The 20,266-nt window shown below is 40.2% G+C and carries 17 protein-coding genes; all 17 read right to left on the bottom strand.

Features of this window, described 5'->3' with window-relative positions:
• Positions 1-150: 150 nt before the first annotated feature.
• Positions 151-1,017 (bottom strand): 2-oxoacid:ferredoxin oxidoreductase subunit beta, encoded by an 867-nt coding sequence (locus ABDZ91_RS12175; protein WP_343799332.1) that lies wholly within the window; start codon positions 1,015-1,017, stop codon positions 151-153.
• Positions 1,017-2,756 carry a 2-oxoacid:acceptor oxidoreductase subunit alpha gene (locus ABDZ91_RS12170; protein WP_343799330.1) on the bottom strand — a complete coding sequence of 580 codons (1,740 nt, stop codon included), beginning with the start codon at positions 2,754-2,756 and terminating at the stop codon, positions 1,017-1,019. Before ABDZ91_RS12170 ends, ABDZ91_RS12175 begins: the two co-directional genes overlap by 1 nt.
• 233 nt (positions 2,757-2,989) lie before the next feature.
• Positions 2,990-3,250: a stage V sporulation protein SpoVS gene (gene spoVS, locus ABDZ91_RS12165; protein ID WP_097160453.1), complete on the bottom strand. Its 261-nt coding sequence runs from the start codon at positions 3,248-3,250 to the stop codon at positions 2,990-2,992.
• Positions 3,251-3,778: 528 nt separating this feature from the next.
• The gene (locus tag ABDZ91_RS12160) at positions 3,779-4,576 is read right to left on the bottom strand and encodes a TIGR00282 family metallophosphoesterase (RefSeq protein ID WP_343799327.1); all 798 of its coding nucleotides are present in this window, start codon (positions 4,574-4,576) and stop codon (positions 3,779-3,781) included.
• A 285-nt stretch (positions 4,577-4,861) separates the two neighbouring features.
• Positions 4,862-6,424 (bottom strand): ribonuclease Y, encoded by a 1,563-nt coding sequence (gene rny / locus ABDZ91_RS12155; protein WP_343799326.1) that lies wholly within the window; start codon positions 6,422-6,424, stop codon positions 4,862-4,864.
• Between the two features lie 321 nt (positions 6,425-6,745).
• Positions 6,746-7,780 (bottom strand): recombinase RecA, encoded by a 1,035-nt coding sequence (gene recA / locus ABDZ91_RS12150; protein ID WP_343799325.1) that lies wholly within the window; start codon positions 7,778-7,780, stop codon positions 6,746-6,748.
• Between the two features lie 757 nt (positions 7,781-8,537).
• A complete protein-coding gene (locus tag ABDZ91_RS12145; RefSeq protein ID WP_343799324.1) occupies positions 8,538-9,779 on the bottom strand; it encodes a competence/damage-inducible protein A in 1,242 nt (413 codons plus the stop codon).
• A gap of 12 nt (positions 9,780-9,791) precedes the next feature.
• Positions 9,792-10,367 (bottom strand): CDP-diacylglycerol--glycerol-3-phosphate 3-phosphatidyltransferase, encoded by a 576-nt coding sequence (gene pgsA / locus ABDZ91_RS12140; protein WP_343799322.1) that lies wholly within the window; start codon positions 10,365-10,367, stop codon positions 9,792-9,794.
• Between the two features lie 147 nt (positions 10,368-10,514).
• Positions 10,515-11,408: a helix-turn-helix domain-containing protein gene (locus ABDZ91_RS12135; RefSeq protein ID WP_343799320.1), complete on the bottom strand. Its 894-nt coding sequence runs from the start codon at positions 11,406-11,408 to the stop codon at positions 10,515-10,517.
• A gap of 20 nt (positions 11,409-11,428) precedes the next feature.
• Positions 11,429-12,220 (bottom strand): YmfK family protein, encoded by a 792-nt coding sequence (locus tag ABDZ91_RS12130; RefSeq protein WP_343799319.1) that lies wholly within the window; start codon positions 12,218-12,220, stop codon positions 11,429-11,431.
• A 268-nt stretch (positions 12,221-12,488) separates the two neighbouring features.
• On the bottom strand, positions 12,489-12,746 hold the full coding sequence (locus tag ABDZ91_RS12125; protein ID WP_343799318.1) for a DUF3243 domain-containing protein: 258 nt from the start codon (positions 12,744-12,746) through the stop codon (positions 12,489-12,491).
• 78 nt (positions 12,747-12,824) lie between these two features.
• The gene (gene ymfI / locus ABDZ91_RS12120; protein ID WP_343799316.1) at positions 12,825-13,547 is read right to left on the bottom strand and encodes an elongation factor P 5-aminopentanone reductase; all 723 of its coding nucleotides are present in this window, start codon (positions 13,545-13,547) and stop codon (positions 12,825-12,827) included.
• A 93-nt stretch (positions 13,548-13,640) separates the two neighbouring features.
• On the bottom strand, positions 13,641-14,936 hold the full coding sequence (gene yfmH / locus ABDZ91_RS12115) for an EF-P 5-aminopentanol modification-associated protein YfmH (RefSeq protein WP_343799315.1): 1,296 nt from the start codon (positions 14,934-14,936) through the stop codon (positions 13,641-13,643).
• Complete coding sequence (yfmF, locus tag ABDZ91_RS12110; RefSeq protein ID WP_343799313.1) at positions 14,936-16,213, bottom strand: EF-P 5-aminopentanol modification-associated protein YfmF; 1,278 nt, start codon at positions 16,211-16,213, stop codon at positions 14,936-14,938. Before yfmF ends, yfmH begins: the two co-directional genes overlap by 1 nt.
• Positions 16,214-16,528: 315 nt before the next feature.
• Positions 16,529-17,479 (bottom strand): ABC transporter permease, encoded by a 951-nt coding sequence (locus ABDZ91_RS12105; protein WP_425541825.1) that lies wholly within the window; start codon positions 17,477-17,479, stop codon positions 16,529-16,531.
• A 9-nt stretch (positions 17,480-17,488) separates the two neighbouring features.
• Positions 17,489-18,574 carry an ABC transporter permease gene (locus ABDZ91_RS12100; protein ID WP_343799309.1) on the bottom strand — a complete coding sequence of 362 codons (1,086 nt, stop codon included), beginning with the start codon at positions 18,572-18,574 and terminating at the stop codon, positions 17,489-17,491.
• Positions 18,564-20,102, bottom strand: a complete 1,539-nt coding sequence (locus ABDZ91_RS12095; RefSeq protein WP_343799307.1) for an ABC transporter ATP-binding protein — start codon at positions 20,100-20,102, stop codon at positions 18,564-18,566. The genes ABDZ91_RS12100 and ABDZ91_RS12095 overlap by 11 nt, the downstream gene beginning before the upstream one ends.
• Positions 20,103-20,266: the final 164 nt, after the last annotated feature.

Genomic DNA, 20,266 nt, shown 5'->3' with positions numbered 1-20,266 from the left:
TGTTCATCAAAAAAGATTTGTCTAAGAATATTCCTCTCCATAAATTGAAAATACCACAGCCCAAAAGACTGCGGTAGACCCAAAATTTATACTTTCTTATCTTTTGAAAAAAGCTTTATGAGGGATTCTCGCCTCATAAAGCTCGTTTCATTACATGAATTCTTTTACAAGACCCTCGAACATTTCAGGGGCAAGATTTAAATCTTCGTTTACTAGAGCTGTTTCTTTATACCCTGGTACCAGCTCTTGGTAGGATTTTTGTTCTTTATTTTGATAGATGATTCCCGTCACCAATCCATCATGCTTCATTAACGTTTGCATGGCTTGCTGTCGATCTGATGGATTATATCCTTCAATATCTGAAAGCTTCGTTAAGTTTTGCTTAAACCAGTCGTATGTGTTGATTTTATTATAGGTTACACATGGACTGAAGACGTTAATGAGTGAGAATCCTTTGTGTTGGATACCGGCTTCAATTAAAGCCGTTAACTCTTTCAGATCAGTAGAGAAGCCTTGAGCGATAAAGGTTCCACCCGCTGTTAAAGCCATTTCCATCGGAGACAATGCCGGCTCGATTGCTCCCTCCGGAGTAGATTTTGTTTTAAATCCAGAAGCCGAACGTGGTGACGTTTGCCCTTTTGTTAAGCCATAGATTTGGTTATCCATTACGATATATGTGATATCGATATTTCTTCTGATGGCATGAATGGTATGCCCCATACCAATCGCAAAACCATCTCCATCTCCACCAGACGCAATAACCGTTAATTCACGGTTCGCCATTTTCAATCCTTGTGCAATAGGTAGTGCGCGACCGTGAATACCATGGAAACCATACGTGTATACGTATCCAGAGATACGGCCAGAACAACCAATCCCTGAAACAAGGGCCATATTATCTGGTTCCAGACCAACATTTGCAGCTGCTCTTTGGATGGAGGCTTGAACAGAGAAATCTCCACAGCCTGGGCACCAGTTTGGTTTTACATTATTACGAAAGTCTTTAAATGTAGCCATCAGTCAAGCAACTCCTTACATTTATCATAAATTTCATGTGGTAAAAATGGATTCCCATCATATTTCAGTACACTTTTAATCTTCTTAGCCCCACCGACATTCATTTTGATAATGCTTGTTAGCTGCCCTGTTGCGTTATTCTCTACTACGGCTACCTGTTTTGCACTATTTACTAGATCGTACACTTCATCAGCTGGGAATGGATGAAGTAAGCGTATATGCGCATGGTTAACCTTCACTCCATCATTCTCTAGTCGACCTTTCGCCTCTTCAATCGCTCCACGCGTTGAATTGATTCCAATCACTAACAGATCTGCTTCTTCATGAGGAGCATCCGTATAAACTGGCGTATTGAAACGAAGATTTTCTAGCTTTTTCATTCGTTTATCCATTTGTTTTTGACGGTTAGGTGCCGCTTCAGAAGGCTTTCCGGTTTCATCATGCTCAACACCTGTTACATGGAATATTCCATTCTTCGTTCCAGGCACAACCCGTGGTGATACGCCATCCTCCGTCACTTCATAACGCTTGAAGTATTCTTTAGCCGGTAATTCTGGCAATTCTTCCTCTACGAGTTTTCCTCGGCGAATCTCTACTTTTTCTAAGGAAAGAGGTTCTACCGTTTGCTTCCCTAGTGAAAGCTGCAAGTCTGATAGGAAAATTACCGGACATTGATATTCTTCTGCTAGATTAAAAGCTTCTGCTGCATCATAGAAGGCTTCTTCTACCGTACTAGGAGCCATTACGATTTTAGGAATATCTCCATGCGTTCCATAGATCATCGCCATCATATCCGATTGCTCTTGTTTCGTAGGAAGACCTGTAGATGGTCCTCCACGTTGTGTATCGACAATGACAAGAGGTGTTTCTGTAATACCAGATAGACCAATTGACTCCATCATTAGTGATAGCCCTGGACCGGCCGAAGCAGTGAATGCACGCACACCACCATAGTTCGAACCAATCGCCATCGTACAGGCAGCGATTTCATCCTCTGTCTGGATTACTGTTCCTCCTACTTTCGGAAGCTTCTTAATTAAATATTCCATAATCTCAGATGCAGGAGTAATCGGGTACGCAGCCATGAAGCGAACTCCACCTGCCAAAGCACCTAACGCAATCGCATCGTTCCCAATCATAAACATGCGTTGCTTCCCATCTGCAGCATCTAATTTCATCGTTTCAGCAGCCTCTCCAAGCTGTTCACGCATCACATCGAAACCTTTTTGAATCGCTTCCATGTTTTTCGCTACAACCTGCTCTCCTTTTCTGCCAAAAATCTCATCTACTACATTCAGGAATATCTTAGTCTCTAAATTTAACACGGCACAAGATGCACCTACGGCCACCATGTTTTTCATAAGGGACGTCCCTAAATCTGATGCAATTTCAGTAAACGCAACGGAATAAAGAGTTGCTTTACAATCCTCAGGAGCTGTCGGATTAAACTTACTATCCGCAATGATAACGCCCTTTTCATGTAGTTCTTGGTAGTTCACATCAATGGTTTCCTGGTCGAACGCCACAAGGATGTCTAAATCATCGGAGATTGCCCGAACGGGGACCGAACTAACTCGAATTTTATTGTTGGTATGCCCACCTTTAATGCGGGAAGAAAAATGTCTGTACCCGTACAAATAGTAGCCTTGACGATTTAAGGCTACAGAAAAAATTTCACCGGTACTCTCGATTCCTTCTCCTTGTTGCCCTCCCACTTTCCACGATAATTGTTGAACCATACTTGACACTCCTTTAAACCCTTCGAAAGGTCCTTAATATGTAGTCCCAAAATAGCCATTCTACTATATTCATCGATATTAGTTTAGCATTATATGAAAAAATTAACTAGTTTGTAGTGGTATTAAATTTAAATATTATAAATATTTTGATATTTTTGTGTTGATAACGTGGAAAAACGTATAAAAAACCTGCTTGCCAGAATATGCAAACAGGTTCTCCCATCCAAACTACTCTAACGTGGTTCCACAATTAACTTAATTGCTGTCCGTTCTTCTCCATCAATTTGGATATCTGTAAAGGCCGGTACACAAATTAAATCAACACCACTTGGAGCTACGAATCCACGTGCAATCGCGACAGCTTTTACTGCCTGATTTAAGGCCCCTGCACCAATCGCTTGTATTTCTGCTGCTCCTCTTTCTCTCAGTACCCCTGCTAGTGCACCAGCTACAGAATTTGGATTCGATTTAGCTGAAACTTTTAATATTTCCATTACCTTATGCCTCCTTGTTTTTTCCGTGAACGTTGCTTGAGGTCTTATCTCTTTGGGATGCCTATAAATCATTCCATTGCTACTATATTCACGTAAATTCCTACATATGCCAGCTTGGACAACATTTTTGAGGAGACTTTTTATCTTTTAGCAATTTGTTAATAAAGTGTTGGTTGATTGTTGGATTTCTGGGAGGTTTATGATTTCCGTTTGCTGCTTCTGAGAGTGGAAATGGGCATCATTCGAGGGCTCTGAAATACCGTTTGCGGCTTTTTCGAGTGGGTAAGGGGATCATTGGTGGCAATGATTACCGTTTGCGGCTTTTGAGAGTGGAAATGGGCATCATTCCGGGGCTATGATTACCGTTTGCGGCTTATGAGAGTGGAAATGGGCATCATTCCGGGGCTATGATTACCATTTGCGGCTATTAGAGTGGAAATGGGCATCATTCGAGGGTATGATTAGCAATTGCGGCGTTTGTAAATTTAAGTCCGAATTAACGAAAAAGAGGCCAAATATTGGCCCCTTTTAATAGTAAAACATATGATCATCGTTTATTAGTACACGTTCAACCTTCTTACCCATTCCCGTTTTATCATCTAAGTCAATGACAACCGCACTCAGTTGAGAACGACCTGACTTCGAAAAATCGAATCGAACCGGCATTGCCGTTAGGAACTTTCGAATAACAGCCTCTTTATCGACCCCGATAATCTCATCATAAGGACCTGTCATCCCTACATCCGTTAAATAAGCTGTTCCTTTAGTTAAAATGCGCTCATCCGCCGTCTGTATGTGTGTATGAGTTCCAACAACAGCGGAAGCTTTTCCATCCAAAAACCAACCCATAGCAAGCTTCTCACTCGAAGCCTCTGCATGAAAGTCAACAAATACATACGGTGTAATTGACCTTGCTTTTTCCACAAGTTTTTCAGCAGCCCGGAAAGGATCGTCAATCGCTGGCATGAACGTTCGTCCTTGAACACTGATGACAGCAACTTTCTTGCCTTGGTGTTCAATAATCTTTAGCCCTTCTCCAGGTGAACCTTCTGGAAAATTCGCTGGGCGCACTAGCTGTTTCGCATCATCAATAAAATCAAAGATTTCTTTATGATCCCATGTATGATTTCCTAGAGTGACAGCTTGAGCTCCCCACTCCAGTAGTTCATTATAAATCTTATGTGTAATCCCTCTACCGCCTGCTGCATTCTCCCCATTAACAATGGTAAAATTCGGGCGATATTGATCTTTTAACTTAGGGAGGTATTCTTTCACCATGGATCGTCCTAATGAACTCACCACATCTCCAACAAATAAAATACGCATAGGTCGTCCCTTTCTAATCATATCTTTATCTATAGTTTAGCATGTTCTGCCTTGAGTTAATCTTATATGATTGTTGAGTTGAGGGCAAATGGTTGGGGGATGGAATATGCTTGGGTGGATGGAAAATACGCTCGGATAGCCAGAAATACGCGCTGATGGCCAGAAACACGCTCGGATACCCGATATACGAGCGAATAGACAAGCTCAAATCACCAAAAGCACCATCGAACACATGACGGCTATCCCACCACAACAAAAAAAGAAGCCGAACCAAGTCGGCTTCTTTTATTTAGCATATTCAACGGCTCTGGTTTCCCGAATGACGGTCACTTTGATGTGACCTGGGTAATCCAGCTCCTCTTCAATGCGTTTACGAATATCTCTCGCTAGTCGATGTGCACTGAGATCATCAATTAGATCAGGTTTAACCATAATTCTAATTTCACGTCCTGCCTGGATTGCGAACGACTTCTCTACTCCATCGTAGGATTCAGAAATCTCTTCCAGTTTTTCAAGTCGCTTGATGTAATTCTCAAGTGTTTCACTTCTAGCTCCAGGTCGCGCTGCGCTTAAGGCATCTGCTGCCGCAACTAATACGGCAATTACAGAAGTTGGTTCAGTGTCACCGTGGTGGGATGCCACACTGTTGATGACAACTGGATGCTCTTTATACTTCGTAGTTAATTCTACACCAATCTCAACGTGACTTCCTTCCACTTCATGGTCAACGGCTTTACCAATGTCATGAAGTAAGCCAGCTCGCTTCGCAAGTGTAACATCTTCTCCTAGCTCAGCTGCAAGTAGTCCGGCCAAGTTCGCAACTTCCATCGAATGTTTTAGAACGTTTTGCCCATATGATGTACGGAATTTGAGACGTCCTAAAATCTTCATTAAGTCTGGATGTATTCCGTGAACGCCAACTTCGAATGTTGTTTGTTCACCAATTTCACGAATATGCTCATCCACTTCGCGTCTTGCCTTATCTACCATTTCTTCAATTCGTGCCGGATGAATACGTCCGTCCTGAACAAGCTTTTCTAGTGCAATACGCGCTGTTTCACGTCTAATCGGATCAAAACCGGATAAAATGACGGCTTCTGGGGTATCATCGATAATCAAATCGATCCCTGTCAACGTCTCAAGTGTTCGAATATTACGGCCCTCACGACCAATAATTCGACCTTTCATTTCATCATTTGGTAGATTCACGACTGATACGGTCGTTTCAGCAACGTGGTCAGCTGCGCAACGTTGTACAGCAAGAGAAAGAATTTCTTTCGCCTTTTTATCGGATTCTTCCTTCGCTCTAGACTCACTTTCTTTCACCATGAAAGCAATATCATGAGCAAGCTCTGCCTCAATGCGGTCTAGAATAATGGCTTTAGCTTCTTCTCTGGTTATACTAGAGATTCGCTCGAGCTCAGCTTGTCCTTTACGCACCATCTCTTCCACTTTGCTTTCCATCTCTTCAATATGCTGTTGTCTTTGGTTAAGAGAATCCTCCTTCTTTTCTAGTAATGTTTCACGTTTATCCAACGTTTCATCTTTACGATCTAGATTCTCTTCTTTATGGAGCAAGCGATTCTCCTGTTTTTGTAACTCGCTTCTACGCTCACGAACCTCTCTTTCAGCATCCGTTCTAAGCTTATGGATTTCATCCTTCGCTTCTAGCAATGATTCCTTTTTAATAGAATCCGCTTCACGTTTCGCATCTTCAAGAATTTGGTTCGCAGCATTTTTTGCTCCAGTTACTTTCGCTTCGTAAATATTTTTTCTTAAAATATAGCCAACAACACTACCAACGATTAGGCCCAGCAAAATGGAGATGATGATTGTTAAAGTATCCATCGTTTCACCTCCTCTTGCTATGAACTTGTTTTCAAATTTTCATACATGTCGGCATGTACACTTTCAAATTCTTTTACATTTTTCATTATTAGGCTCGAAAAAAGTTAATAAGCAAAGCCCTTTCAATTATCCGTATAATCACGCTTGTGATGTTTACGAAAATGTTGAAAAATATACATATTTATTGTAAATCTGTGGTACTGCAATGTCAAGTTATCCTTAGCGTAGCACTAGTAAATCCTATCAACTTTTCTGACATTTTTGTCTACTATTTTTATTCTAAAAAAACGCAGGGAAACTAGACTCCCTGCGTTTTACATATTATAGTTTAAATTCTTCTTGTCCATCTTCCTCAGGTGCAACTTTAGCCTCGTCAAGACCATAATGTTCACGAATCTTAATTTGAACCTCTAAACGGATATCAGGATTCTCTTTCAAGTACTGCTTCGCATTCTCACGACCCTGACCTAGACGCTCCTCATTATATGAATACCATGCTCCACTCTTTTGGATGATGTCGAGCTCTGCTGCCATATCAACGATTTCGCCTTCTTTAGAAATCCCTTCTCCGTACATGATATCAACTTCTGCTACACGGAATGGTGGCGCTACTTTATTTTTAACAACTTTAACCTTTGTTTTGTTACCAATGATGTCGTTACCCTGCTTTAATTGTTCAGCACGACGAACTTCTAGACGGACAGAAGAGTAGAATTTAAGGGCTCTTCCTCCTGGAGTTGTCTCGGGATTTCCAAACATAACTCCAACTTTTTCACGAATCTGGTTAATGAAGATGGCAATCGTTTTAGATTTGTTGATTGCTCCAGATAGTTTACGTAGGGCTTGTGACATTAAACGAGCTTGAAGACCGACGTGAGAGTCACCCATCTCACCTTCGATTTCAGCTTTTGGCACAAGTGCTGCAACCGAGTCAATAACTAAAATGTCAACCGCACCACTACGTACTAAAGCTTCAGCAATTTCAAGTGCTTGTTCACCTGTATCTGGTTGGGACAGTAGTAACTCATCGATATTTACGCCTAGTTTTTGTGCATACACAGGATCCAAAGCGTGCTCAGCATCGATAAATGCTGCTTGTCCACCATCAGCTTGAACTTCAGCAATTGCATGCAATGCTACTGTTGTTTTACCAGAAGATTCTGGACCGTAAATTTCAATGATTCTTCCACGTGGATATCCACCCACTCCGAGTGCAACATCCAGTGCTAATGATCCACTTGGAACCGTTGAAATTCTTCTTTCCGTTTGTTCCCCTAATTTCATGATGGAGCCTTTTCCAAATTGTTTTTCTATCTGTTTTAACGCCATTTCTAAGGCAGCTTGACGATCGCTCACTAAATTTCCTCCTCAAATATCTTCTTAACATCTACTTCTACTATAACGGTTTTTATTCTATTTGCCAAGAGAAAAATCGAACATCTATTCGGTTATTTTGGTCGCTATTTTTGCGTGAAAATGGGTAAATCAGCTAGGAAAAATACCATTTTCAACGAAAAAAGGCTTGGAAAACTCTATTTTGATTAGTATTCTGACTATTAAACGCAGGTCTTCATTATAGTTGGTACCTAGCAACCATGTCTACTAAACAGCTGTTGGGTAAGATTTCCGGTTAGAGTAGGAAAAATTGGAGGAAAAGTTAATTGAAAAGCCGGCTGTTCATTCACCTATCATTTTTTATTAAAATTATATTTTTCTAGTGAGGTTTTATTTAAACAAATGATAATTTGGTAATTTTCACAGGTTTATTAATCAAAAATGACGTTGGTACTCATTTAGAGGGGGTCACAATTGTTGGCATAGGATATTTGATGGTGGTTAGTGCGATTATTCTAATTTGAGTGCGAAAATGGAGATTTAAGTGCATTTTTCTTGTTTTGTGTGCGAAAAATCCGATTTGAGTGTGAATCTTAGTTTGAGTGCGAAAAAAGGAACTTTTAGTGCGCTAACCTTCGATTTTGGTGCGAATATTTCATATTGAGTGCGGCCCACGCCACCTTGCTTCAGCCGCAGCTTCCCCACCCTCGACACAGCCACCAAACCCTTCCCCATAAAAAAAGGTCAGACCCCCCACAGGATCTGACCTCTCCCCGCTCTACTCCCCTAACCACTTCATCAGCTGATATGCCCCATGCTTACACGTCCGTTGGCGCACCACATTCCGATGTCCTGTTAGCTCAAGCTTCACACAATTCGTACGACCGCTTTTATCCGCCATCCCAATAAAAACCGTACCCGGCGGCTGACCATCTAGCGGATCTGGTCCCGCTACACCTGTAAAACTCAAACCAACATCACTTCCTGTTTGCCTCATGACCCCTTTGGCCATTTCAATGGCACATGGCTCACTGACAGCACCATACGAGGCTAATGTCTCCGGACGAACCGCAAGCAGCATTTGCTTCACATCATTCGTATAGGACACAACGCCGCCGACAAAGGTCTGGCTAGCACCAGACATGGAACAATACTCTCCTTGGAACAAACCACCCGTCAGACTTTCAGCACATGAGAGCGTCCAACGTTTTTCCTCCAGCAACTTCTTCAATTCAAGGAACAAACTCGTATCATCATAGCCATAAAGGAACTGACCGACTCTAGCTTGAATTTTCTCTTCCACTTCATCCAACATCGGTACAGCTTTTTCCTTACTATCTGTAAACGCGGTTAATCGTAGCGTCACTTCCCCATCAGATGCTAAAGGGGCAATCGTAGGGTTCGTTTGACTATCAATTAAGTCTGAAACCACTGTTTCTAATTGAGCTTCCCCGATTCCAAAAAAACGAAGAACGCGAGAATGAATGCTCATAGATTTTCCAGCAATCCGCATTAAAGTGGGCTGAACATAGCTTTCAAACATGGGTTGCATTTCTTTTGGTGGACCAGGTAACAGGATCACATGAGTCCCGCCTTCTGATACTAACATCCCAGGTGCCATCCCCTGATCGTTCGGAAACACTTCACAGCCTTCGATGACTAGGGCTTGTTTTTTATTATTTTCCGTCATCGTTCTACCTTTTTTAGAAAAGTAGTCTTCAATGTAGGTCAACGCCTTACTGTCCATTACCAATGTGCGTCCGAACAGTTTGGCAATCGTTTCTTTGGTTAAATCATCTTTAGTTGGGCCTAATCCACCTGTTAGTATGATTAAATTAGAGCGATTCATCGCTATTTTCATTGTGTCTTCTAATCTGTCTGGATTGTCACCTACGACACTATGATGAAAACAAGAAATCCCCATCTCAGCCAGTTTCTTTGAGATATATTGTGCATTTGTATTGGCAATCTGTCCAAGCAATAGTTCTGTGCCAACCGCTAATATTTCCCCTCTAAGCATTGTCATCAGTCCTTATTTTGAGTTCAATAAAACTTGACGATTCTTATAGAAATAATCCCAGCCTGACCACACTGTAAAAATCAATGCCACCCAAAGCGCAATCGTTGCAAACGGGATATGAATCCATTCAAAAGGAAGGTTATGTAGTAAAAGAGCAGAAATCGCTATAATTTGAGCCCATGTTTTTATTTTTCCTAACATCCCCGCCGCTACTACTTCCCCTTCTCCAGCTAGGATTAAGCGAAGTCCAGTGACTGCAAACTCACGGCTTATAATGATGATAATAATCCAGGATGCAGCGTAACCCAGTTCTACTAAAATAATAAAAGCAGCAGAAACCAGTAGTTTATCGGCAAGTGGGTCTAAAAATTTCCCAAGATTTGTAACTAAATTATATTTTCTAGCATAATAACCATCTACCCAATCTGTCGTGGATGCAAGGATAAAAATAAGCGCCCCAACAAAGTGATTGACAGGTAGTTCTACTTCTCCCAAATGGAAGGATCCCCATGAATCCATGTACATGATGATCATAAAGATTGGGATAAGTAATATTCTGGATACGGTAATTTTATTCGGTAAATTCACAAAAAAGCCTCCTAATACTTTTAACCTTAGTTTTCCTATGTACGTATGAATTTTATAATATAAACGAAAACTTAGCCACTGCAAACCCTATTTTACCCAAAGTTTCTTATTTTTCTCCAACGCAAAAAATAGCCATCTAAAAGATGACTATTGTGCTGGGGTTGGTTCGAATTGAATAATCATGTTTTGAGTATGATTGTCTGCTGCTGGTAATTGAAATTCTACCGGGATGCCATTTACTTTTACTTGTGTGTCAGGTGCAAATCCCATACGGATATTAACAGGACTATTTTCTGTCACATCATGACTTGAGGATTGACCTTCAGCCAATTCTCCAGAAAAGTAGACCGTATTGTCTGCGCCCTTAATTTGTACCCATGTTCTCCCCGTAGAGCTTACTTCAACAGTGAACTGTTCAGCATTTTTCAACACATAGGATGATGTAGTACCATTTACCCCTACGCTTTCAATAACAGGCTCAGGAGCAGGCTCTTCTTCAGGCTCCTCTTCGATTGGCTCCTCATCAGCAGGATCTTCCTCGTCGTCTTTGCCAGCGTCCGGATTTTCATCGTTAATTCCTACTTGCTCATCAAAGTTTGTCTCGTCACCTGATTGATCAGAAACGGAATCAGGGTTATCATCCCCAGCAATAGATTGGAAAAGAAACCAGATTCCAATGGCAGCACCAATTACAAAAATCCCAACAAGAAGCTTAGGAATAATATCAAAGACCTTTGAATGACTAACTGGCCCAGTTTTTCTTGTTTGAACACGTGACAGTTGCTCGGGTAAGTCATCTTGGTGGCTCGTCGGTATTTCACTTGCATATTCGTGAAAAATTTCTTCTGGTTCCAGCCCTACTGCTTCTGCATACTGTTTAATAAAGGCACGAACATAAAAGTTCCCAGGCATCGGAGCGTAGTTTCCTTCTTCAATGCCGACTAAATATCTCTTTTGAATTTTCGTTATTTCTTGTAAATCTTCAAGCGATAAACCCTTTGCCTCCCTGGCTTCTCGCAGTCGATTACCAAGCTCCGTCATCAGTACCACCTACCACATTATTAGAAATCAAATCCACCAAAATCTGAGTCATTAAAAAGGTTTGTTTTTTGAACAAGTTCATATGTAATTTCTTCTTCAGGGTCATTTCTGAGTTCGATAATATAGTCGAAGTCATCTATGGTATATTCGGTATTTTGTACAAATACGTCAGGATGCTCTACAACTTTAACAGCTGGTAGTCGCATGATTTCACGGACTAATTGCCAGTGTCTTTCATTGGCACGCTTGGTAGAAACAATCCCATCCATAATGAAAATATTATTTTCACTGTATTCATCCTCAATCAGTTGGCTACGAACAGTTTGCTTCAAAAGAGTAGATGATACAAATAGCCATCTTTTATTGGCACAAACACTTGATGCCACCACTGATTCTGTTTTTCCAACTCGAGGCATTCCACGAATTCCTACAAGTTTATGACCTTCTTGTTTGAATAGTTCAGCCATAAAATCAACTAACAAACCTAATTCATCCCGTACAAAACGAAACGTTTTCTTATCATCTGCATCTCTTTGTATGTATCGGCCATGTCGGACCGCTAATCGATCTCTTAGTTTTGGTTCACGTATCTTTGTAACCGTAATGGTATCCATTGTTTGAAGAATTGCTTCGAAACGTTCAATCTGCTCTCTATGTTGTGCAAGTAAGAGCATGCCACGTCTTCCTTCATCCACACCATTTATGGTTACGATGTTAATGGAAAGCATCCCTAGTAAAGATGAGATGTCCCCAAGCAAACCAGGTCGGTTTTTTTGAATTTCGTACTCAAAATACCATTCTGTTTTTTCCATCTATACCCCCCATTTCTCCTATTTTATTTTTGTTGGAAGGTACCACACAAACATTTATGTATATATATATGTACTTTATAGTCTATAATATATGATTTTATTTGATTATGAAAGGATAATTCAAAAAACATTGTCTGAAAATAAGGGTTTTTGTCGATATTGAGTGAAAATTAGGAAATTTGTCCTAAAGAGAAAAAAGTTATTTCATTTGACTTAAGATTATTCTCTAAAAAATAATAACAAGGAAAAAGAGAGGTTTTCCCTCTCTTTACTTTGTACCGTTATTTGAAACTAGTTTGACCATCATATTTGCGATGGCATGTCTTTCTTCGCTAGAAGCAACAGACCAAAGATCTGCTAATACTCGTTCTTGTTCATTTTTAGGGTCCACTTCATTTGCAAGGTATTCTCCAATTTCGTATGCAAGGTCGCCAATGACTTGGTTATTCATACCTTCGTTTTGCGCATTGTGAAGACGGTCACCCAAAAAGTTTTTCCACTGATCCCAACTATCTAAAACCGACATAATCAGATCCTCCTTTTACATGTGTTCAAGGATTATTTTGTATCGGTTTTAAGAAAATATGCATCCAAATTTGGAATTTTATGTGTACCATCCACCATTCACTCGAAGTACCTCACCTGTAATATAGGATGCCTTAGGTGATAAAAGAAACGATACCGCTTCACTTACCTCCTCTGGAGTCCCCATTCTTCCTAGGGCAATCTCCATTTCTAAATCATATTTTTCTTCCTCTGCTAAAAATTGATTCATTCTTGTTTGAATGGCTCCTGGAGACACCACATTCACCCGAATTCCATTTCGAGCCACTTCCTTACTAAGTGCTTTAGCAAAGGCAATCTGCCCACCTTTTACAGCTGAGTAGACTGTTTCCAGGGCTGCACCTGTTTCCCCCCAGATGGATGAGATAAATAAAATGGCTCCCTTTTCTTTCTGATACAATTTAGGGAGTAATTTTTTTGTAAGTAAAATGGTGGAGCTCATATGTAATTGGATATGAAAAAAGATTTCCTCTTCATTTGTATCAATCAATAGCTTGTTTAATTCCTTCCCAGCACAAAAAACAATATCATCTATCTGAAATATGGACTGAACAAGTTGCTCGACTCCTTCAATCGTGCTTAGATCTGCTCGGATAGGAATGTACTCACCATTCCATTCATTTAACTGCTGAAGAAGTTCGTCCATCCCCTGCTGGTTTTGATAATAGTGTAAGTATAAGTAATAGCCTTCTGCTGCTAGCTTCCGACTGATGGCTTTTCCAATTTCTCCGCTGGCCCCTGTAATCAATGCCCATTTTTTCATGAAAATTTCCTCTTTCTACACTTCTTTACTCCCATTATAACCAAAAAAGAACCCTAACCATGAGGATTTTCCTCTGTGATTAGGGTTATTAGGTTAGCTCTCTTGTTGCGGTAATACGTGACATGCCGATATTTTACTTTCATCAATCAGTTCGCTTGCAATTTGCTTAATGTCAGTCAGTTGAATCGATTCAAGGACTGTTAGTACATTAAACAAATCCATATCATTAAAGCGATAACGAGTGAATTGGTTTGCGATATATTCTGGAGAATTCATCGCACGGAGGAAGCCTCCGATTTTCTTGTTTTTGGAACGATTTAATGCTTCCTCAGATAAACCTTCTCCTGTCTTTGCTTTCATTAGGATGTTTGTTATAGCTTGGGTTAAAGCTTGTGCATCCTTTGTATCGCTACCAACTAATGCAAACCCGTAGCCTCTTTCTTGAGAGTAATCATAAGAGAAGGAATCATCAATCAAGCCCTGTTCATAAAGATCTTTGTAGTTTTCGCTACTCTTTCCGAAAAGCATATCTAATAGGACTTGAGCACATTGTTCCCGCTTTTGCATTTCAGCCCCTGACATATCTACTTTTGAAGCCTTGACTCCTACCATACATTTTTCCGTTTGTACGTTCATATGTAGTGTTTTGACTTTTTCAGCTACTGTATCAGGTTCTTCGTCAAATTTTCTGTCAACAGGAGGCATTTCTTTGTATTCTTTTTTCGCTTGATTTTCTTTGACCAACTTTAAAATTTGATCAGGTTCAACAGGTCCAACAATAAACAACAGCATGTTTGAGGGGTGATAGAACGTTTCATAGCATTCATACAAATCATCTTTTGTTATCTTTGAGATGGATTCAATGGTACCAGCTATATCCAACTTAACTGGATGGGTATGGTGCATACTTTCAATAGCACCAAAGTATAATCTCCAATCAGGATTGTCATCGTACATAGTAATTTCTTGGCCAATGATCCCCTTTTCCTTATCAACCGTTTCTTGGGTAAAATAAGGATCTTGAACAAAGTCAATGAGCGTTTCTAAGTTTCGTTCTACATCGCTCGTACTCGAGAATAGATAGGCCGTTCTAGTAAAAGTTGTAAAGGCATTCGCAGAAGCCCCTTGCTTACTGAACTGCTGAAAAACGTCCCCATCCTCTTTTTCAAACATTTTGTGCTCTAAAAAGTGTGCAATTCCATCAGGAACCTTTCTATAATCTTGTTTTCCATGCGGAATAAAGTGATTATCAATGGAACCATAATCTGTTGTGAAAGTTGCGTATGTCTTGTTAAACCCTTTTTTCGGAAGGATATAGACATCAAGACCGTTTTCCATTTTTTCATAGTATAAATCAACCTGGAGCTGTTCGAATGGTATCTTTTCCATTATGCTTGCTCCTTTCCAGTTAAGAAATAGATCGTATCTAACTGAAGCTTCTTTGCTGTTGAGACAATCTCATCTTTTGTTACTCTTTCTGTTTTTTCTAGCCATTCATTTAACACAATGTTTTTCTTGGCTACCACATTGTGATAAAGAACCTCTGTCATTCCTCTTGGTGTATCAACTGTTTCTAGTAGTTGATTTCTGATGACAGCTTTTGTCTGAGCAATTTCTTGTTCGGTAAAATCTCCGTTTTGCATAGCCTGAACTTGTTCTTTTACAATAGCTACGGTTTGATCGTAGTTTTGCATATCAATCCCAGTCATGATTAACAATAATCCTTTATGACTTTCTAGACGACTTGCCGCATAATAGGCTAAGCTCGCTTTTTCACGCACATTGATAAACAATTTAGAGTGTGAAAAGCCACCCAGAATGCCGTTCATTACTTGGAAAGCGTAGTAATCCTCATCTCCGTATAAAACATTCGTTCTATACCCTATGTTCAGTTTTCCTTGTTTTACATTTTGAGGTTCTTTAACCTCTTTTACTTCTGATGGATTTTTGCTTGAACGTCTTTCGATTTGCTTTGGCTCCCGGTTCTCAAACTGCAGCCATTGGTCAGCAAAATTTTGAACTCGATCAAGCTCTACGTCACCTACTACATATAAATCTAACTCATCCTCTGCAAATGCTCTCTGGAAATATTGATAAAGAGATTCCGGCGTAATCGCATCCACATCTTCCTTAAAACCATTCAATGGCAAGGAGTATGGTTCCTCTTTACACATTTCTTCTACCAAGCGAACCCCAGCATATCTCATTTTGTCGTCATTCACTGCTTGAATCCGTTGTTTCAGGGTGCGCTTTTCTTGTTCTACTGTTTGGGAATCAAAGGCACCATTCTTAGCGAGTGGTTTTAACAGAATATCTGATAACAATTCGAAAGCTTTTTCTAAAAGTGGAGTTTGGTCTTTTAAGAACTTCTCGTTGGCGATATCTACTGAAAAGGTGATAACGTGATATTCACCCTTTTTCCCTAGGTCGACGAATAGTCCAGTACCATATAGTTCATCTAAATACGAACGTAGCTTTGTTGTAGTAGGGAATTTTTCCGTACTTGCCTGTAAAACATAAGGTAAAAGTGCTCTAATGGTGATATCCTCTCTATTTAAAGGGGCTTTCATTTTAAATACTAATGTGTTCGTTTTAAACTGATCAGCTTGGACTACATGTATTCGAAACCCTTTACCATCGAGAATTTCTTCCTTCAATACTGACAATCCAACTACCTCCCATCTTTCCTATTCTTTTTTGGCGTCTAGAATAGTGTAAGAAATTTGTATTTATACTATACATCTTTAGACGAGCCATTAACAAGTTTATGGTAAAAAAGGTTTATGTAACCAGTGGTTTGTCCTATATCGGGAACTTTGTGTCTTCTATCAGAAACTTCTGCTGTCTTATCGGAAATTCTGCGCCTTCTATCGGAAATTCTGCGCTCTCTATCGGAAACTTCTGCCGCCCTATCGGAAATTCGAGCACCTCACCTCATAAAAAAGCCAAACTCCATAATCGAAGTTTGGCTTTCATTCATTCTATCGTTTCCCTTTAATATAAGGAGTATTTAATGCTTTTGGTGCCTCTGCACGGCCGATGAATCCAGCTAAAGCAAGGATTGTTAATGCGTAAGGTGCAATCAGTAAGATGACACTTGGTACGTTTTCGATATATGGAAGACTTGGACCAATTCGGCTTAAACTTTGAGCAAATCCAAAGAAGATAGCCGCTCCCATGGCTCCAAGTGGATTCCATTTACCAAAGATCAATGCCGCAAGAGCCATAAATCCTTGTCCTGTAATCGTTGCATGGCCGAAGTCACCAGAAATCGTTTGTGCGAAAACGGCACCACCAAGACCACCAAACATACCACTTAGAATAACGGCTGTATATCTCATTTTTGTAACGTTAATCCCCATTGTGTCTGCTGCCATTGGATGTTCACCAACGGAACGTAGACGTAAACCAAACGGCGTATAGAAAATCACTACCCACACAAGGATCGCTAAAGCAATCGCTAAGAACGAAGTATAATAAGCTCTCGTAAAGAACAAGTCACCGATAATCGGAATATCGGATAGAATTGGAACGTTAGTAGAGTAGAATGGCTCCGTGATTCGATCCGTTTGACCTTTTCCATACACACTTTTAACAAAGAATAGACCAATTCCGAGTGCAAGGAAGTTGATGGCTACCCCACTGACTACCTGATCTGCTCGGAAGCTAATAGATGCTACTGCGTGTAAAATCGCGAAAATTCCGGATATAACCATCGCAACAAGTAAGGCTACCCATTTGACCGAGTCACCTAAAGCATCTGCAAAGGTTAAGTTAAAAACAATGGCAACAAAGGCACCCATAATCATGAGTCCTTCTAGTCCAATATTTACGACCCCGGCGCGTTCTGAGAAAACTCCACCTAGGGCTGTTAGAATAAGTGGTGCTGCTAATACCATCGTGTTAGGAATTATGATTTGTAATGCTTCCATTAAACTCACTTATTCCACCCCCTTCTTACGGCGATTAAGAAGCCATTTGAAGATATAACTACTTGCTACAAAGAAAATGATAAGAGCAATGATGATTTCAACTAATTCAGTTGGTACCATAGCATCCATTTGCATGGTTAAAGCACCGTTCTTTAATCCACCAAATAGGAAGGCTGCTAGCACAACCCCAATTGCGGTGTTTCCACCAAGTAGAGCTACAGCAATTCCATCAAAACCTACGCCAGTGAATGCAGAGTGAATAAATGCGTAGTTAAATGTTCCAATCCCTTCCATGGCACCAGCTAATCCAGCTAAACCACCTGAGATTACCATCGATAGGATAATGTTCTTATTAACATTCATCCCCGCATATTGAGAAGCATGTTGGTTGAAACCAACCGCACGTAATTCGTAACCCTTCGTTGTTTTTTCTAAGAGGAACCATACGAAAAATGCTCCCAATAAGGCAATCAGGAATCCCCAGTGCATACGTGAATAATCCGTGATTTCTAATAAAAAGTTAGAGCTTAATGATGCTGACTCTGGGACACGAGCTGTACTGTCACTGTTATCTGTCATCACGTCACGAATAAAAGAATTCGTAGCATGTAAGGCAATGTAGTTCATCATGATGGTTACAATAACTTCGTGAACACGGTACCGTGCTTTTAGTAATCCTGGAATGAACGCCCAGATGGCACCTGCTAGAGCTGCTGCAATAACAGCAAGCGGTAGATGAACAAGTTTTGGTAATCCATCAAACGTTAAACCTACCCATACAGCCGCTATCCAACCTACGAGAAGCTGCCCTTCCACACCAATGTTAAATAACCCTGTACGGAAGGCAAATGCGACAGCTAAACCAGATAAAATATAAGGCGTAACTTGTCTAACTGTTTCTCCTACATAAAAAATTTCCCCAAAAGAACCTTGCCATAGGGCTCCGTATGCTTTTATCGGATCATATCCTGTTAACAGCATGATGATGGCCCCAGCAATGAGTCCTAAAAATACAGATAATACTGGTATTAAAAGACTTTTAAAATTCACTCTTTGAAGGACTGATAATTTTTTTCTTGTCTCTTTATTTTCCATTGTGATCGTCACCATCCTTAGAAGTGCTACCAGCCATCAGTAGGCCAAGCTCTTGCTCAGTTGTTTCTTTTGGATCAACGACCGCTACGATACTACCTTCATAGATCACTGCAATCTTGTCACTTACATTCATGATTTCATCTAATTCAAAGGAAAGGAGTAATACAGCTTTTCCTTGATCGCGTTGTTCAATCAATCTTCTATGAATAAATTCAATCGCTCCAACGTCTAACCCACGTGTAGGTTGTGCTGCAATTAACAAATCTGGGTTACGGTCAACTTCACGACCAATAATCGCTTTTTGTTGGTTTCCACCTGATAATGCTCTTGCAGGCGTTGTAGCAGATGGTGTACGTACGTCGAACTCTTCAATGAGCGCACGTGCTTTATCGTAAATGGCTGGGAAATTTAATACGCTTCCCTTTGAAAAAGGCTTTTGGTAATACGTTTGAAGAACCATATTTTCTCCAATAGGAAAATCCAATACAAGACCATGTTTATGACGGTCTTGTGGGATGTGACCGACACCACTTTCTGTAATCTTTCTTGGCTTTTGATTTTGAATCTGTTTTCCATTTAGTGAGATGACCCCAGACTCCACTTTGCGCAGACCTGTAATGGCTTCAATCAACTCAGATTGTCCATTTCCATCAACTCCAGCAATCCCTACAATTTCACCCGCTTTAAGCTCTAAGTTTAGGTTTTTAACTGCAGGTACACCTCTTGAGTCTTTCACCACTAGCTTCTCAATCGATAACACAACATCCTTTGGATTTGCTTGTCCTTTTTCAGTTGTAAATATGACATCACGACCTACCATTAAACTTGCTAATTCATTAGGATTGGTATCGGATACATTTAAAGTGTCGATTCCTACTCCTTTTCGAATGACGGTTACTCGATCACAAACTTCCATAATCTCTTTCAGTTTGTGAGTGATCAGAATAATAGACTTACCTTCACGGATTAAATTTTTCATAATTTGTATTAAATCCATAATTTCTTGCGGTGTTAAAACGGCTGTAGGTTCATCTAAGATTAAGATATCTGCCCCACGATATAGCGTTTTCAAAATTTCAACACGTTGTTGCATACCAACCGATATATCGGCAATTCTTGCATCGGGGTCCACTTTTAAACCATATTTTTCAGAGATTTCTTTAACCTTGTTTCTCGCATGCTTCTGGTTATTAAATAATTTACCCTTAGTTGGTTCTTTACCAAGTATTATATTTTCTGTAACAGTAAAATCGTCTACAAGCATAAAGTGTTGGTGGACCATTCCGATCCCCAAATCGTTGGCAATGTTCGGGCTCGTGATTTCGACTTTCTCTCCTCGAACACGAATTTCACCATTTTCTGGTTGATACAGACCAAAGAGGACATTCATAAGTGTTGATTTCCCAGCACCATTCTCCCCTAATAAAGCATGAATTTCCCCAGGCTTAACTTGGAGAGTGACATTATCATTCGCTACGATTCCCGGAAACTCTTTCCGTATATTGAGCATCTCAATAACATATTCCATGCATACTCACTCCCTTTAATTTTGAAAAATTGTTGTATGATGTCAGACTTTTAAAAAAAGTATAAGTTCCTAAAATCAGTAGAATGGATGACCCTACTATTTTTTAAAACTTTAAACGAAGCGTTACATAGAGTTTTCTTATATAGCGCTTCGGTTAGAGTTCT

The organism is Bacillus carboniphilus (assembly GCF_039522365.1).
Lineage (GTDB): Bacteria > Bacillota > Bacilli > Bacillales > JC228 > Bacillus_BF > Bacillus_BF carboniphilus.
Note: the sequence above shows the minus strand (reverse complement) of the source record. Positions and strands in the feature narration are given on the sequence as shown.